Annotated in this window: 13 protein-coding genes; 7 read left to right on the top strand and 6 right to left on the bottom strand. The window is 63.3% G+C overall.

Annotated elements, in window-relative coordinates; genetic code table 11:
* The first annotated feature begins 6 nt into the window (after positions 1-6).
* Positions 7-834, top strand: coding sequence for a sugar phosphate isomerase/epimerase family protein (locus LB524_RS03285; RefSeq protein ID WP_224523635.1), 828 nt, complete (start codon positions 7-9; stop codon positions 832-834).
* An 11-nt stretch (positions 835-845) separates the two neighbouring features.
* Here LB524_RS03285 and mtnA read toward each other — a convergent pair whose 3' ends face one another.
* Together mtnA and mtnK are read right to left on the bottom strand one after the other, a co-directional pair.
* On the bottom strand, positions 846-1,940 hold the full coding sequence (mtnA, locus tag LB524_RS03280) for an S-methyl-5-thioribose-1-phosphate isomerase (protein ID WP_224523633.1): 1,095 nt from the start codon (positions 1,938-1,940) through the stop codon (positions 846-848).
* The gene (mtnK, locus tag LB524_RS03275) at positions 1,937-3,211 is read right to left on the bottom strand and encodes an S-methyl-5-thioribose kinase (RefSeq protein WP_140617386.1); all 1,275 of its coding nucleotides are present in this window, start codon (positions 3,209-3,211) and stop codon (positions 1,937-1,939) included. The genes mtnA and mtnK overlap by 4 nt, the downstream gene beginning before the upstream one ends.
* A gap of 136 nt (positions 3,212-3,347) precedes the next feature.
* Between mtnK and LB524_RS03270 the strand changes: the two genes are divergently transcribed.
* The 3 genes from LB524_RS03270 (at position 3,348) to LB524_RS03260 (ending at position 7,035) form a co-directional block, all read left to right on the top strand.
* The gene (locus tag LB524_RS03270; RefSeq protein WP_224524016.1) at positions 3,348-4,859 is read left to right on the top strand and encodes a sugar ABC transporter ATP-binding protein; all 1,512 of its coding nucleotides are present in this window, start codon (positions 3,348-3,350) and stop codon (positions 4,857-4,859) included.
* Positions 4,860-4,941: 82 nt separating this feature from the next.
* On the top strand, positions 4,942-5,937 hold the full coding sequence (locus LB524_RS03265) for an ABC transporter permease (protein ID WP_140715142.1): 996 nt from the start codon (positions 4,942-4,944) through the stop codon (positions 5,935-5,937).
* 48 nt (positions 5,938-5,985) lie between these two features.
* The gene (locus tag LB524_RS03260) at positions 5,986-7,035 is read left to right on the top strand and encodes a substrate-binding domain-containing protein (RefSeq protein WP_015318930.1); all 1,050 of its coding nucleotides are present in this window, start codon (positions 5,986-5,988) and stop codon (positions 7,033-7,035) included.
* A 69-nt stretch (positions 7,036-7,104) separates the two neighbouring features.
* Here LB524_RS03260 and LB524_RS03255 read toward each other — a convergent pair whose 3' ends face one another.
* From LB524_RS03255 to LB524_RS03240, 4 genes are all read right to left on the bottom strand, one after another.
* Positions 7,105-7,353 (bottom strand): type II toxin-antitoxin system RelE/ParE family toxin, encoded by a 249-nt coding sequence (locus LB524_RS03255; protein WP_041163513.1) that lies wholly within the window; start codon positions 7,351-7,353, stop codon positions 7,105-7,107.
* A gap of 33 nt (positions 7,354-7,386) precedes the next feature.
* Complete coding sequence (locus tag LB524_RS03250) at positions 7,387-7,647, bottom strand: type II toxin-antitoxin system ParD family antitoxin (RefSeq protein ID WP_181171256.1); 261 nt, start codon at positions 7,645-7,647, stop codon at positions 7,387-7,389.
* Positions 7,648-7,756: 109 nt separating this feature from the next.
* Positions 7,757-9,811: a bifunctional aldolase/short-chain dehydrogenase gene (locus LB524_RS03245; RefSeq protein WP_015318928.1), complete on the bottom strand. Its 2,055-nt coding sequence runs from the start codon at positions 9,809-9,811 to the stop codon at positions 7,757-7,759.
* Positions 9,812-9,897: 86 nt separating this feature from the next.
* Positions 9,898-10,863 (bottom strand): sugar-binding transcriptional regulator, encoded by a 966-nt coding sequence (locus LB524_RS03240; protein ID WP_015318927.1) that lies wholly within the window; start codon positions 10,861-10,863, stop codon positions 9,898-9,900.
* Positions 10,864-11,066: 203 nt separating this feature from the next.
* Here LB524_RS03240 and LB524_RS03235 point away from each other — a divergent pair, with 203 nt between their 5' ends.
* The 3 genes from LB524_RS03235 to LB524_RS03225 all read left to right on the top strand — a co-directional run bounded on the left by LB524_RS03235 (position 11,067) and on the right by LB524_RS03225 (position 14,698).
* A complete protein-coding gene (locus tag LB524_RS03235) occupies positions 11,067-12,707 on the top strand; it encodes an acyl-CoA synthetase (protein ID WP_015318926.1) in 1,641 nt (546 codons plus the stop codon).
* 187 nt (positions 12,708-12,894) lie between these two features.
* A complete protein-coding gene (locus LB524_RS03230) occupies positions 12,895-13,500 on the top strand; it encodes a TetR family transcriptional regulator (protein ID WP_015318925.1) in 606 nt (201 codons plus the stop codon).
* 55 nt (positions 13,501-13,555) lie between these two features.
* The gene (locus LB524_RS03225) at positions 13,556-14,698 is read left to right on the top strand and encodes an efflux RND transporter periplasmic adaptor subunit (RefSeq protein ID WP_140617379.1); all 1,143 of its coding nucleotides are present in this window, start codon (positions 13,556-13,558) and stop codon (positions 14,696-14,698) included.
* The last annotated feature ends 69 nt before the right edge of the window (positions 14,699-14,767 follow it).

The raw sequence follows: 14,767 nt of genomic DNA, 5'->3' as shown, positions 1-14,767 counted from the left end.
CGGATCATGTCGGTATCGACCGCTCTCTTCGACGGCTATTCCATGGAATTGGCCGTCGAGGAGATTGCCGCTGTGGGTGCCGCCCACGTCGAGCCGGCCTTTATCAGCGGCTATGTCGATTTCGACGAGGGTCTGTTTGCCGAGGCGCAGGCACTGAAGCTGTGCCGGACGGCGCAAAATGCCGGGCTTGGCATCAACGCCGTGTCGGCTCATCTCGACCTGTCGGGGCCCGATGCGATCGAAGCATTGTCCCGGCGGATCGGCTTTGCCGCCGGTCTTGGCGCGTCGTTCCTGATCACCAATACCGGTCCGGCGAGAAACAGCGCGGCGATCCGCGCGACGATCGACGCTCTCCTGCCGAGGCTGGAGGAGGCCGGCATCGTTCTGGCGCTCGAAAACCCCGGACATGGCAGTGGCGATTTGCTCGGCAGCGCGCGATCGGGGGCAAGCTTCGTCCGCGACATCGGATCGCCGTACGTCTGCCTGAACCACGATGCCGGCAACATCTTCACTTACAGCGGCGAGACGATGCAGCCGGCGCAAGATATCGCTGATGCCATCGATATTGTCGGTCATGCGCATCTGAAGGATGTCGTCAGCACCGGCGAGGGATGGGCGTTCTGCGCCATCGGCGACGGCTCTGTCGACTATGCATCCTACTGGGCCGTGCTGCCCGCCACGCTGCCAGTCAGCATCGAACTGCCGTTGCGGCTGCAGCGCCCGCGACGCCGTGATCCCCAGCGGCGCAATACACCCGTCGACATCACGACCATTCGCGGCGCCTTGCGGCGCTCGCTGGAATTCGTGAACGCGCTGGACAATGCCGAGTTCTGAGCGCGGCCCGCCTATCCCCGCTCGGGGAACATCGCCTTCAGCCCCTCGCGCGACGCCTTGGCGATGCCGCGCTCGGTGATCAGCCCGGTGACCAGCCGCGCCGGCGTCACGTCGAAGGCGGGGTTTGCCGCAGGCGTTGCTTCGGGCGAGACGCGAACTTGGGCGATCTCGCCGCTCGCTGTCTTGCCCCACACCAGCGAAACCTCGTCGCCGGAGCGCTCCTCGATCGGGATTTTGGCAAGTCCGTCGCCCACCGTCCAGTCGATGGTCGGCGAAGGCAGCGCAACGTAGAACGGCACGTCGTTGTCCGCGGCGGCGAGCGCCTTCAGATAGGTGCCGATCTTGTTGCAGACGTCACCGTCGGCGGTGGTGCGGTCGGTGCCGACGATGACCATGTCGATTGCGCCGCGCTGCATCAGATGGCCGCCGGCATTGTCGACGATCAGCGTATGCGGCACGCCGTGGCCAGCCATCTCCCAGGCGGTGAGCTGGGCGCCCTGGTTGCGTGGGCGTGTTTCATCGACATAGACATGGACCGGAATGCCGGCTTCGACAGCGAGGTAGATCGGTGAAGTGGCTGTCCCGTAGTCGACCGTCGCCAGCCAGCCGGCATTGCAGTGGGTGAGGATATTGACCGCCTCGCCCGGCTGCTTGCGCGCCGCAATATCCTTGATGATGGCGAGACCGTTCTCGCCGATGGCGCGGTTGAGCCCGACATCCTCGTCGGCGATCTCATTGGCACGCCGGTAGGCGGCCGCGGCGCGTTCACCAAGCGGCAACGGCCGCAGAAAGCGCCGCATCTCGTCGAGCGCCCAGCGCAGGTTGATCGCCGTCGGCCTGGTATCGTGCAGTATCTCCCACACAGTGTCGAGCGCTTCGTCGGATGCATCATCCGTCATCTGCATGGCGACGCCATAGGCCGCGGTGACCCCGATCAACGGTGCGCCACGCACCCACATGTCGCGGATCGCGGTGGCGATGCCGGCGACCGTGACGAGCTTCTCGATACGGAACTCATGCGGCAGCCAGCGCTGGTCGATGATCTCCACCGAGCGGCCGTCGTCGCTCAGCCAGATGGTCCGAAAGTGGCGGTCACCGACGTTCAAATGCTGTTCTCCTGTTCGATCAGCGCGGCCAGATTGTTGACCTCGTCGATGCTGTGGATCTGGCGCCGGTTGACGGCGATGTGGCGGCCGAATTTCAGTGCCTTCGCCTCACAACTGGCGCGCAGATCTTCATCGGCAATGGTCTCGAAGTCTGCATTGTGGGCGAGGCCAAGGATGCGCCTGTGAACCTCGATGCCGGCAAAGCCGAGCAGATCGTCCCAGATCTGATGCAGGACATTATCGAGTGCCTGCTCGGCGCCCAGCCGGTCGCCCTGATCCTCGAACAGGCTTTTTTGATAGAGCATGCCGGTGCGCTCGGTGCGCCATAACAGCGAGAACTCGGCGCGGAACACGGCCCAGGTCTCGGCCGTGACGCCGAGCAGATAGGCACGCATGGCGTCGCGCCTGCCGTTCTGCTCATGCCCGCGCTGCGAGAAGAAGGACATCCAGAAATTGGCGAGCAGCATGCCGACGTCGAAGGCCATCGGGCCGTAGAAGGCGAACTCCGGATCGATCATCCGCGTTTCCTGATCGGTGACCATGATCGAGCCGGAATGCAGGTCGCCATGCAAAAGCGTCTCGGCATTGGCGGCGAACATATGCTTCAGCCGCTGCGCCTCCACCTTGAGGTCGCGGTCGGCCCGCAGTTCCGCCACCAGCCTATCGAGCTGCGGACTGGTGTGGCGGTTCATCTTGGCGTCGAAATAGGGGTCGGAAAACACCAGGTTCTCGGTGATGTCGCAAAGCTCGACATTGTCGGCGAACAGCGCCAAATCCGCCTTGCGCTCCTTGGTCACCATCGACAGGTCGGAACCGCGAAACAGCGTGCGGGCCATGAACAGGCCGATATCCCTGGCAATGTTCGGCAATCGGCGCCCGTCGATCAGGGCGCGCCTGAGAATGATGTGGGGCGGTGCCAGATATTCCATGATGATCAGCGCCTGGACCTCGTCGAAGTAGTAGATCGCCGGCACCGAGCCCGGCGCGCGCGCCTCTTGCCGGGTCAGCGCGTGGTATTCGAAGAAGGAGCGTTTTAGCGGCAGCGGCCAGCTGTCGCCGACCAGGCGGACATAGGGCAGGGCCTGCTTGACGATGGCGCCGCCACTGGCGCCTTCGACGATGAACACCAGGTTCAGATTGCCGTCGCCAACCTCGCGAACTTTCCAGGCGCTCGCATCCTTGCCGATCTTCGCGCACAGCGCTTCGTTCGTGCCGAGACGGGTTGCGAGCGTCTCCACCGACAATGCTTCGAACGGCAAGTTCCCAGTCATCCTTGTCCCTCCCGCCTATGTGCTCCGATCATAAGGAGCCCAAGCGGCGGGGCCAAGCTAGGAAGCTGTCTGGCAATTGTCAATCGTGTTGACAATTGCCTACATTGACCATAGCGTCATGACCAGGGAGGAACGCATGGTCGGCAATGCCGTGTTCCGCGTAGAGGGACTGAGGAAATCCTTTGGCCGCAACGAGGTGCTTGGCGGCATCGCGGTGGACCTCCATGCCGGCGAAGTGACCGTGCTGATGGGCGCCAACGGCGCCGGCAAATCCACCCTCGTCAAGATCATCAGCGGCGTCTACGAGCGTGGCGGCGGCTCGATGACCCTCGCCGGTGCGGAGTTCGCGCCGAACACGCCGGCGGAGGCGATCCGCGCCGGCGTCGTCACCGTGCACCAGAACATCAATGACGGCGTGGTCGCCGACCTCGATGTCGCCACCAATCTCACGCTGGACCGGCTAAGCGGCCGCGGCGTGCCGACCCTGTTCAATCCCGCTCGCGTGCGCCGTGAGGCCAAGGCGGTCGCCGACCGCATGGGGCTGGCCATCGATTTGAAGGCGCGCGTCAGCGATCTTTCGCTGGCCGACCGCCAGATGGTGGCGATTGCCCGGGCGCTGGCGCACCAGCCGAAAGTGCTGATCCTCGATGAGCCGACCTCGTCGCTCTCCAGTGCCGAGGCCGACAGGCTGTTCGCGCTGGTCGACCGTCTGCGCGAGCAGGGCGTGGCGATCCTCTATATCTCGCATCGCATGTCGGACATCAGGCGGCTCGCCGACCGCATCGTCTCGATGCGCGACGGTGTCGTATCGGGCGCCTTCGATGCCAAGCCGCTCGATTATGAAGGTGCGGTCAACGCCATGCTCGGCCGCAAGATCCATCTCGACCGGATCGTGGCCAGGAGTTCCGCCAGGGCGGTCCTGAGCGTCGAAGGCCTGCGCATCGCGCAGGGCGCCAAGCCGATGTCGCTGACACTCGGCGATGGCGAGGTCGTCGCCATCACCGGCCTCGTCGGCGTCGGCAAGACCGCGCTTGCCGAGACGCTGTTCGGTGTGCGCCGGCCGCTCGACGGCACCATGACGATGAACGGCAAACCTTACGCGCCGCGCTCGGCGGGCGACGCGATCGCCGCCGGCGTGTTCCTCGTCGCCAAGGATCGTGCGACCAGCGGCATCGTCGACGGCTTCAACATCGAGCGCAATGTCAGCCTGCCGTTTCTGAAGCGCATGTCCAGTCTGGGCGTGCTCAGGCGCCGCCTCGAACGCGCCACCGCGCGCAGGCAGATCGAGCAACTGGGCATCGTCTGCCGCTCCGAGAAGGACGAGATGTCGGCGCTGTCGGGCGGCAACCAGCAGAAGGTGATGGTCGCCCGCTGGATGGCGCAGAATGCCGCGCTGTTCATCCTCGACGAGCCGTTCCAGGGCGTCGATATTTCCGCCCGGCGCGACATCGCCGCCAAGCTGAGGGCAAGCGCCAATGGCCGCGCCACGCTTCTGTTCGTCACCGAACTCGATGAAGCGCTGGAGACGGCCGATCGCATCCTGGTGATGTCGGAGCACACGATCGTCGGCGAACACCGCAATGCCGATGTCGACCTCGACCGCCTGCTGGCCGAGGTTGCCGGTGGACCGCTGCACAGCGCTGCCTGAGCGTGGCGGCCGAAGGAATTGGAAATGGAGAGACCATGGTTTCGAGTTGGGTAAAAACGGCAGCGGCGCCGGGATGCGCCGAATGACGCTGCGCGACTATGCCATCCGCTATGGATTCATCGTGCTGCTGTTCGGATTGGTCGCCTATTTCGCGATCGCCGCCGACGGGTTCGTTTCGCCGCAAAGTGCCGTCTTCATCTTCCAGTCTGTCGCCATCACCGGTGTGCTGGCGCTCGGTGTTACCGCCACGCTTGTCGTCGGCGGCTTCGACCTGTCGATCGGTTCGGTCGCAACCTCTGCCATGATGGCTGCGGCCTATGTGATGGTGGTGCTGGAGCAAAACGCGTTCGTGGCGGTCATCGTCTGCCTGTTGATTGGCGCCATTGTCGGCCTGATCAATGGCTGGCTGATCGTCTACATGCGTGTACCCGATCTGCTGGCGACGCTCGGGATGATGTTCCTGCTGGTCGGCCTGCAGCGCATCCCCACGGAAGGCCGCTCGATCGCCACCGGCATGACCATGCCCGATGGCTCGGTCGCCAGCGGCAAGTTCTCCGATGCCTTCCTGGCGCTCGGCCGCCACCGCTTCGACTTCTTCATCCCAAACCTCATCCCGGTCTCGGTCGTCGTGCTTCTGGCGCTGGCCGTGCTGATCTGGTTCTTCCTCGAATACACCCGCTTCGGCCGCATGATGTATGCGGTCGGCAGCAATGAGCGCGCCGCCGAACTCGCTGGCGCGCCTGTCAAGGCATACAAGATCTGGGCCTACGTTATTTCAGGCGTTTTTGCCTCGATCGGCGGCATTTTGCTCGCGGCCCGGCTTGGACGCGGCGACATCGCCTCGGGTAATAATCTGCTGCTCGATGCGGTTGCCGCGGCGCTGATCGGCTACGCGGTGCTCGGCGCCGCCAAGCCGAACGCCTTTGGCACCGCCATCGGCGCGCTGTTCGTCGGCATCTTGCTGCAAGGCCTGACAATGATGAACGCGCCTTACTACACGCAGGATTTCGTCAAGGGCGTGGTTCTGGTCGTCGCCCTTGTCTTCACCTTTGCCCTTTCGGGCAGGGGCAGGAACTAGCATTCGGCCGGATAGGATTTGGGTTCAACAAAAGTGGAGGAAAACAAGGTGAACATCACTAGAAGACTTCTGGGGAAAGTGGCGCTCGGGCTCGCCGGCGCAACCATGCTGATGCAGGGGGCATTTGCCGCCGACAAGCCGGCGCCGTTCGACAAACCCGGCGTCAAGATCGCACTGGTTCGCTATCTCTCGACCGGCGACTTCTTCCAGGCGTATCTGTCGGGCGTCGAGGCGCAGTCGAAGGCGCTCGGTATCGACCTGCGCGTGCTCGACAGCCGCCAGGACGCCGCCCTTCAATCCGACATGGTCGACCAGGCCATCGCGCTCGGCGTGCAGGGCATCATCATCCAGCACGGCCTGACGGAATCGATGAAGGACGCCGCCCAGCGCGCCGTCGACGCCGGCATCAAGGTGGTGGCATTCGACGTCAATGTCGAAAACCCCAAGATCCCGCAAATCGAACAGTCGGACAAAGACCTGGCACGGCTGGCGCTCGAACAGGCAGTCAAGGACAATGGCGAAAGCTGGAACGCCGGCTATGTCTATGTCGCCGGCATCGCTCCGCTCGACCGCCGCAACGAGACCTGGGTCGACGTCAAGAAAAAATATGCCGGCATAAAGGAAGCCGCCATGTTCGGCACGCTCGACAATCCCATCGCCAACTCCGTCGCCAACCAGGCGCGCTCGGTGCTGTCGGCGCACCCCGACATCAACGTGATGTTCGCGCCCTATGACGAGTTCGCCAAGGGCGTGAAGATCGCCGTCGACGAAGCCGGCCTGAACAAGAAGATCAAGATCTATTCGGCCGACATTTCGACATCCGACATCGCGGCGATGCGCGAGCCCGACAGTGCCTGGGCGGCTACGGCGGCGACCAACCCGGCAGTCGTCGGCCAGGTCTCGGTGCGCGCCCTGGCGCAACTGCTCGCCGGCGAAGATCCCGGCCACAACGTCATCGTGCCGCCGACGCTGATCACCCAGAAGGAGCTGATCGACAAGGACATCAAGAACATGGAAGACTTGTCGGCCAAGCTGCCGCAGTTCGCCCATGCCGATGTCGCCATGCCGACATGGATGCCGAACCCGAACGCGAAGTAGCGCGGCACCAATAGGAAAGCGAAAGGGCGGCTATGAACCGCCCTTTCGTATCGATGTTCAGCCTTCCGGTTACAACCAGTGTTCCGGATCGCGCATTCCATGAACGATCGCTACGACCAGTACACCGTCCGGCTGTGGTTCATAGATGACGATATAGCGGCCTTCGATGAGCACGCGGGCCGTCGCGCTCAATTCCGGCCGGGCCGAACCCATCTTGGGATGCCCTGCCGCCAGTTCCATCTTGTCGAAAATGCGCATCAGCAGCTTATCGGCTGCCTTTTCATTTTCGATTGCGATGGTGTGCCAGATGTCGCGCAAATCCTGCGAGGCGCGCGCGGAGTAAGCCTGTATTTAGCCACCGGCGCGGCGTTCTGCATTCAGGCCCCGAATGAACTCGACGGGTTCGACTTCGACTGGGTTGCCGCTGGCCATGCCGTCGGCGTAGGCCCGTTTCAACTGATCCAGTTCCAGGGCACGCAATTGCTCGCGCTGCTCCCAAAGGCGCAAGGCTTCGCGGACGATTTCACTGTTCGAGGCGTATCCTCCGCCCTCGACGGCGCTCTGCAGGCGGGCGACCTGCTGCGGCGTAAGCGATATGGTCAGGGTGCGCATAGGTTCAGCTTTCATACCGACTATATATAGCGCACCTCACAAGGACTAACAATGTTTACTAGTCTTCGTCTCGATTCTGCCTGGCGCTAAAAGGATAGCAGAGATTGCCTTATCGCAGCGCCGCCGCGATATTGCCGCCGTCGACCGTCGTCACATCGGCGGTCGTCCGGTCGGCCAGGGCATGGTGCAGGAAGGCCTGCGCCACGTCCTGCGCGGTCACTTCCTGGCCGAGCAGATTGCCGGACATGTATTCCTTCTCCGACACGCCGCGCGCGCCCGAGCGGCTGGCGATCATGGCGTCGGTCAAAAGGCCGGAGCGGATCCGGTCGGCGTTGACGGCGTTGGAGCGGATGCCATGGGCGCCGTAGTCGAGCGCGTATTGCCTTGACAGGAACAGCGTCGCCGCTTTCGGCACGCCATAGGCGCCGAACTTCGGACCCGGGTTGACCGCCTGCTTGGAGGTGTTGAACAACAGCGCCCCTCCGGTGCCCTGTTCCAGCATGATCCGCACGGCGTTCTGCGCTGCCGACTGGTGGGCGAAGAAATTGAGCTCGAAGCTCTTGCGCAGCAGCGTATCGTCGAGCTCGCCGATGCGGCCTTCCCAGGCAGCGCCCGCATTGGACACCAATATGTCGACGCCGCCGAAGACGGCGACCGCCTTGTCGAAGGCGGCACGCATCTGGTCCGGGTCGGTGATGTCGGCGCCGACGCCAATCGAATTGTTGCCGGCTTTCCTGGCGGCATCGGCGGCCTTTTCGGCGTCGAGATCGACGACGACGGCATGAGCGCCATTGTCGGCGAACAGTTTTGCGGTCGCCGCACCAATCGCACCGGCGCCGCCGGTGATCAGCACCACCTGGCCGGTCAGCGGCTTCGGCTTGTTGGAGGCGAGCTTGGCCTGTTCCAGCGACCAGTATTCGAGCGGGAACAGGTCGGCCTTGGATAGCGGGTGGAAACGCCCGACGGCCTCGGCGCCGCGCACGGCCTCGATCCACATCTCGCCAACGTCCGAGGCGATCCTGGCATCCTTCAGCGTGCGGCCATGGCCGAACATGCCGAGCCCCGGCACCAGCGTCAGCCGGGGCATCGGATCGAGCATGGTGCGCTTGACGTCGTCGAGCGCGTCATTGGTCTCGAAATAGGCGCGGTAATCCTTGGCGAAAGCGTCGACATGGTTCTGGATTACGGCCTTGTAGTCGCCGATCTTGTCGGCATCGGGCGCCGGCACGGCCAGCGGCCCGGTCTTGATGCGGATCGACAGATCCGGCGTCGACACGCCGCGTCCTGCATAGTCGGCGATCTCTGCAGAATTGATGAAATCGACAATCGCGTCCGAGGTGCGGAAGTCAGAGATCATGCGGTCGAAGCGGCCTTCGCCGCGTGGCGCCGCTACAGCGCCGCGCAGCATGGGGGCGATCGCCGCCGGTGACGCTAGCCTTGCCGGCAGCGCTATCTTCGCAGTCTTCGGTTTGGCATGCTCGGCCACATAATCCTCGGCGACGTTCACATAGTGGATCATCCGGTCATAGGCCTGCCTGGCATCGTCGCCGAAAGTGAAGATGCCGTGCTTGTCGAGGATCAGGCCTTCCACCGTCGGGTCGGCGTCGAAGACATCGGCCGCCGCCTTGGCGAGATCGAAGCCCGGCATGATGTAGGGCACATAGCCCATTTTTGCTCCGAACACCTTTGCCACCAGCGGCTTGCTGTCTTCCTGGTCGACGATGGCCAGGATGGCGGTCGAGTGGGTGTGGTCGACGAACTTGTGCGGCAGGAAGGCATGCAGCAGGGTCTCGACCGAAGGGTTGGGCGAGGCGGGGTCGATCAGGTTGGCCCGCTGCAATGCGACCATGTTCTCGTCGGAAAGCCTGTCCAGCTTGCGCGCCTTGAGCAGGGCGCCCATCTTGACCGCCGGCAGGCCCTGCGGCTCGATGACCGCCATGTCCCAGCCGCTGCCCTTGACGCACAGCACGTCCCATTCGTCGCCGACGAGATCGGTTGCCTTGATCTTGCAGGAGGTGTTGCCGCCGCCATGCAGGACCAGTTGCGGCACGCCGCCCAGAAGCCGCGTCGTGTAGACACGCAACGCCAGATCGCGGCCGACGCCCTTCTTCGCATAGTCGGCAACGAGTTGTTCGGCCGTGTCGTCGTTCCACAGATTCTTCATGTTCGCTTCGTCCAGTTGCTGTCTTTGATGGTGAACAGGAATGCCGCGACGCCTTGATGACAAATGCGTCGGCAAAGGATTGGTTTTCAGGACGCCTTTTCTGCTGACGTTCCGGCATGATCGAGCAGCCGCTGCGCCATATGCGCGCCGACCACCAGATGCGTGCAGAGGCCGCCGGCGATCGCGGCGAGCAGCGGCTCGAACTTGCTGTCTTCCTGCACGACCATCAGCCGCTTACCGATGACGCGCAGTGAAGCAAGCCCCGCCGAGATGACCCGCCGGTTGTAGCTGCAGTCGAGCAACTCGCCACGGGCATCGATGATCTGCCCGGCAATGACACCCGCGGCACCTTCCCTGCGCAGCGCCGCCATCTCGGCTGCCGTCAGCGCGCCGCACTTCACCAGATGGCTGTCGGCATCGACCGCGCCGATGGAGTAGAGCGCAAGATCGCAGTCGCTGATCCCGGCAAGCTGGTCGCGGATCACAGGTTCGGCGCGCAGGCCATGCGCCAGTTCCTCGGTCGACAGCACCAGGGGCGCGTAGAAGTTGAGGCCCTTGGCATTGAGCCGGCGCGCGATTTCCATAGTGCATTGATCGGGCCGGTAGGAATAGGGTGCGCCGAGATTGCCGCAGAGCTGCACCACGGTGACGTCCTGCAGGTCGGCATAGGACATGATGTCGGCGATGGTGTAGATGGTGCGGCCCCAGGCGACGCCGATGCGGTCGCCTTTCCCGACGAGTTCCAGGAAAACGCTTGCCGCCAGCACCGCGATATCGGTCGAGGGGTCGGCGAGATAGGCGTTCTCAGGCGCGATCCAGACGGCGTCGAGCTTCAGGGCGTCTTCCAGCCTACGCGCCATGACGTCGTCCGTGAAGAGCTGCGTCGAGGTCGAGATGTTGACGATGCCTGTCTCGCGCGCCTTGCGCAGATACATAGCGACGGAGGCGCGCGAAATGTTGAGTTGATTGGCCACTTCGTCCTGGCGAAGCCCATGGGCATAGTAAAGCCAGGCCGCCTTGTGGATGAGCTGTTCTGCCGGTCGGATCGCCATGCCGCCTCCTTGGCTGACATTAGTCACGGCTCTCGACAAAAGTCAAATTTGGAATAGACGGGAAGAGATCTCCTGCCGGCGCGGCACAATCGAAATCCCCATTCTAGCAAGTCGGTGCAGGATAGCATTCTCAGCCCTTCAGGGGGATAGCGTGACGACGAGCGTAAGGTTAGAAAGCTCGAAAAGACTTTGGGGAGAATGGGATGGCCAATCCCTACGAACAGGATCTCGACAGGAACGCGGCCAATCACCAGCCGCTGACGCCGCTCACCTATCTGGAGCGCGCTGCAAGAACCTATCCCGACCATGTCGCCGTCATCCATGGCAGCCAGCGCATCAGCTACCGCGATTTCTGGCGCCGTTCGTTGAAGCTCGCCTCGGCCCTGCACAAGCATGGCATCGGCAAGGGCGACACGGTGACGGTCATGCTGTCGAACACGCCGCCGATGCTGGAAGCGCATTTCGGCGTGCCGATGACCAAGGCGGTGCTGCACTCGCTCAACACGCGTCTCGACGCCGCCGTCATTGCCTTCCAACTCGACCATGCCGAGACCAAGGTGCTGATCGTCGATCGCGAGTTTTCCGGCGTGGTGCGGGAAGCGCTCGGTCTGGCCGTGGTCAAACCGCTGGTCATCGACTACGACGATCCCGAATACGCCACCGACGCGCCCTATCCGAAAGGCGAGAGGGTCGGCACGGTGGACTATGAGGCCTTTGTCGCCAATGGCGACGAGGCGTTCGCCTGGTCGATGCCGGACGACGAATGGGACGCCATCTCGCTCAATTATACTTCGGGCACGACAGGCAATCCCAAGGGCGTCGTCTACCATCACCGAGGTGCTGCGCTGATGGCCTACACCAACACCATCCATGCCGGCATGGCCAAGCACGCGGTCTATCTCTGGACCTTGCCGATGTTCCACTGCAATGGCTGGTGTTTTCCCTGGACGCTCGCCGTCCAGGCCGGCACGCATGTCTGCCTGCGCTGGGTGCGACCGAAGCCCATCTATGACGCTATCGCCGATTATGGCGTCACCCATCTGTGCGGGGCGCCGGTGGTCATGTCGGTGCTGATCAACGCCAAGGACGAGGACAAGCGCGCATTTGCGCAAACCGTCACCTTCAACACGGCGGCCGCCCCGCCGCCCGAAGCCGTGCTGTCGGGCATGGCCGATGCCGGCTTTGCCGTCACCCACCTCTACGGCCTGACAGAGACCTATGGGCCCGCTGTCGTCAACGAATGGCATAATGGCTGGGACGCACTCGACAAAGGGGCGAGGGCGGGCAAGAAGGCACGGCAGGGCGTGCGCTATGCCGCACTCGAAGGCCTGACGGTAATGGACCCCGAGACCATGGCCGAGACGCCCGCCGACGGCGAGACCATCGGCGAGGTGATGTTTCGTGGCAACATCGTCATGAAGGGCTACCTGAAGAACCGCAGGGCGACTGACGAGGCTTTCGGCGGCGGCTGGTTCCACTCTGGCGATCTCGGCGTCATGCACCCGGATGGCTATATCCAGCTCAAGGACCGCTCCAAGGACATCATCATCTCCGGTGGCGAGAACATTTCCTCGATCGAGGTCGAGGAAGCGCTCTACAAGCATCCCGCCGTCGCCTCCTGCGGCGTCGTGGCGCGCCATGACGACAAATGGGGCGAGGTGCCTGTCGCCTATGTGGAACTGAAGCCGGGCAAGGAGGCGAGCGAGGCCGAGATCATCGAGCACTGCCGGACGCTGCTCGCCCGCTTCAAAGTGCCGAAAGCGGTGATCTTTGCCGAGATACCGAAGACCTCGACCGGCAAGATCCAGAAGTTCCGGCTGCGGGAAATGGCCAAGGTCGCCTGAAGCCCCCGGGGATTTTCGAGAGAATATTTTCAATGGTCCGCATCCTGAGGGCGCCTTGTGACGTCTACTGGATGTCACCAATTGTCACCTATCGTACGCGTACACCGAATCCGCGTTGACACCTCGCTCATTTAGATTTACGAGTGATGAAAATCGAAATTCGTCACTCGTTATTTGACAGAGAGCTATGTCCGAAGCCGCCAACATCGTCGCCGACGTCGCCCGACAGGAAAATGTAACGCGCATACTCGATTGCGCCGAGCGCCTGTTCCGGCACTATGGCTACGGCAAGACCAATGTCGCCGACATCGCCCGCGAACTCGGCATGTCACCGGCCAACATCTATCGTTTCTTTGCCTCCAAGGTCGAGATCCACCAGGCCGTATGTGGCCGGATGCTCGGCGCCAGCTACAAGATGGCTTACGAGATCATGCACCTGCCGATCAGCGCCGAGGAGCGGCTGCGTCGTTATGTGCATGCACAATACAAGCTGACGATGGAGGTCATGCTCGACGACCAGAAGGTCCACGAGATGGTCATCGTCGCGCTCGAGCGGGACTGGGGCGTCATCGACAAGCATGTCGACAGCATTCACGATCTTTTCGCCGAGGTGATCGGCGAGGGCATCGAGGCCGGCGAGTTCAGGAAGCAGGACCCGGTGACCGCATCGCGCTGCTTCGGTGCCGCCACCGTCATCCTGTGCCATCCGCAGATGGTGGCGCAGTGCCTCGCCAAGACCAATCGGGCAATGCCCGACGACCTCATCGATTACGCCATCAGAGCCTTGAAATAGCCGTCGCCAGCCGGTGCCGGTGTCGACAGTCCGTCTTCCAGTCGGGAGTACCGAAATGTTTTTGCCCAGTTCCATCCTTCGCAAGCTGCCAGCTGCCGGCCTGATCGTCGCATCGCTTGGGCTTGCCGGCTGCTCGCAGGAAAAAGCCGAGGTGAAGGACATCATCCGTCCGGTGAAGGTCGTCGAGATCGCCCAGGCGCATGACACCCGTACGCTGTCCTATTCCGGATCGGTGCGCGCCCGCACCGAGAGCACGCTGGGTTTCCGGGTCAATGGCAAGATCACCGAGCGTCTCGTCGACATCGGCCAGCACGTGGCGCCTGGCGACGTGCTCGCCCGCATCGATCCCTCCGACTATGACCTGTCGGTCAAGAGCGCGCAGGCGGCACTCGATGCCTCTGAACGGCAGGTCGAGACGGTCGAACTCGCCCGTAAGCGCGCCGAACAGCTTTTCGCCAAGAACTTCGCGCCGAAATCGCAGCTCGAACAGGCGACACTGACCTATGACCAGGCAATCGCCACGCGCGACTCCGCCCGCTCTACGCTTGCCCAGGCCAGGAACCAGGTCGGCTATACCGACCTCAAGGCCGACAGGGACGGCATCGTCACGGCGGTAAACGCCGATGTCGGCCAGGTGGTCGGCTCGGGCACGCCCGTGGTCACCGTCGCGGTCGACGGTGAAAAGGAAGTGCTGATCGCGGTTCCGGAAATGGAGATCGCCGAGTTCAAGCCGGGCAAGGACGTCAAGGCGGGCTTCTGGTCGGACGATGGGCTGAAGCTTGACGGCAAGGTCCGTGAGGTCGCCGGCAGCGCCGATCCGCAGTCGCGCACCTTTGCCGTCCGCGTCAGCCTGCCCAACGACCCGCGCGTGCTGCTCGGCATGACCGCCAATATCGAGGCGTCGGCGGCCAACGAAAAGCAACTCGTGTCCATCCCGCTCAGTGCACTCGCCGAGAAAGACAGCCAGTCGATCGTCTGGACGGTCGATCGTGGCGCCGACACCGTGCATGCCCGTTCGGTCAAGGTCGCCGAGTTCGCCCCCGACGGCGTGCGTGTCGCGGAGGGATTGAAACCGGGCGACGTCGTGGTCGCCGCCGGTACGCAGTTCATGACCGAGAACCTGAAGGTGAAACTCCCCGGCGGCACCGCACAGCAGTCCGCCTCGGCCGAGGGCGACGAAGCCAGCCAGTTGCGCTGACGACAGACAGGTCGGCCGCGCGTTCCCGCGGCCGCAGGTTTCCGGGCGGCGTGCCCGAAGGTCGAGACG

Source organism: Mesorhizobium sp. ESP6-5, from assembly GCF_020164695.1.
Lineage (GTDB): Bacteria > Pseudomonadota > Alphaproteobacteria > Rhizobiales > Rhizobiaceae > Mesorhizobium > Mesorhizobium australicum.
Note: the sequence above shows the minus strand (reverse complement) of the source record. Positions and strands in the feature narration are given on the sequence as shown.

What these genes read in the sequence shown, in the direction of transcription:
- LB524_RS03245 (WP_015318928.1), bottom strand. Translation starts at nt 9,811, where the DNA reads ATGAAGAATCTGTGGAACGACGACACGGCCGAACAACTCGTTGCCGAC.
- LB524_RS03250 (WP_181171256.1), bottom strand. Translation starts at nt 7,647, where the DNA reads ATGCGCACCCTGACCATATCGCTTACGCCGCAGCAGGTCGCCCGCCTG.
- LB524_RS03235 (WP_015318926.1), top strand. Translation starts at nt 11,067, where the DNA reads ATGGCCAATCCCTACGAACAGGATCTCGACAGGAACGCGGCCAATCAC.
- LB524_RS03270 (WP_224524016.1), top strand. Translation starts at nt 3,348, where the DNA reads ATGGTCGGCAATGCCGTGTTCCGCGTAGAGGGACTGAGGAAATCCTTT.
- LB524_RS03285 (WP_224523635.1), top strand. Translation starts at nt 7, where the DNA reads ATGTCGGTATCGACCGCTCTCTTCGACGGCTATTCCATGGAATTGGCC.
- LB524_RS03225 (WP_140617379.1), top strand. Translation starts at nt 13,556, where the DNA reads ATGTTTTTGCCCAGTTCCATCCTTCGCAAGCTGCCAGCTGCCGGCCTG.
- LB524_RS03230 (WP_015318925.1), top strand. Translation starts at nt 12,895, where the DNA reads ATGTCCGAAGCCGCCAACATCGTCGCCGACGTCGCCCGACAGGAAAAT.
- LB524_RS03265 (WP_140715142.1), top strand. Translation starts at nt 4,942, where the DNA reads ATGACGCTGCGCGACTATGCCATCCGCTATGGATTCATCGTGCTGCTG.
- LB524_RS03240 (WP_015318927.1), bottom strand. Translation starts at nt 10,863, where the DNA reads ATGGCGATCCGACCGGCAGAACAGCTCATCCACAAGGCGGCCTGGCTT.
- mtnK (WP_140617386.1), bottom strand. Translation starts at nt 3,211, where the DNA reads ATGACTGGGAACTTGCCGTTCGAAGCATTGTCGGTGGAGACGCTCGCA.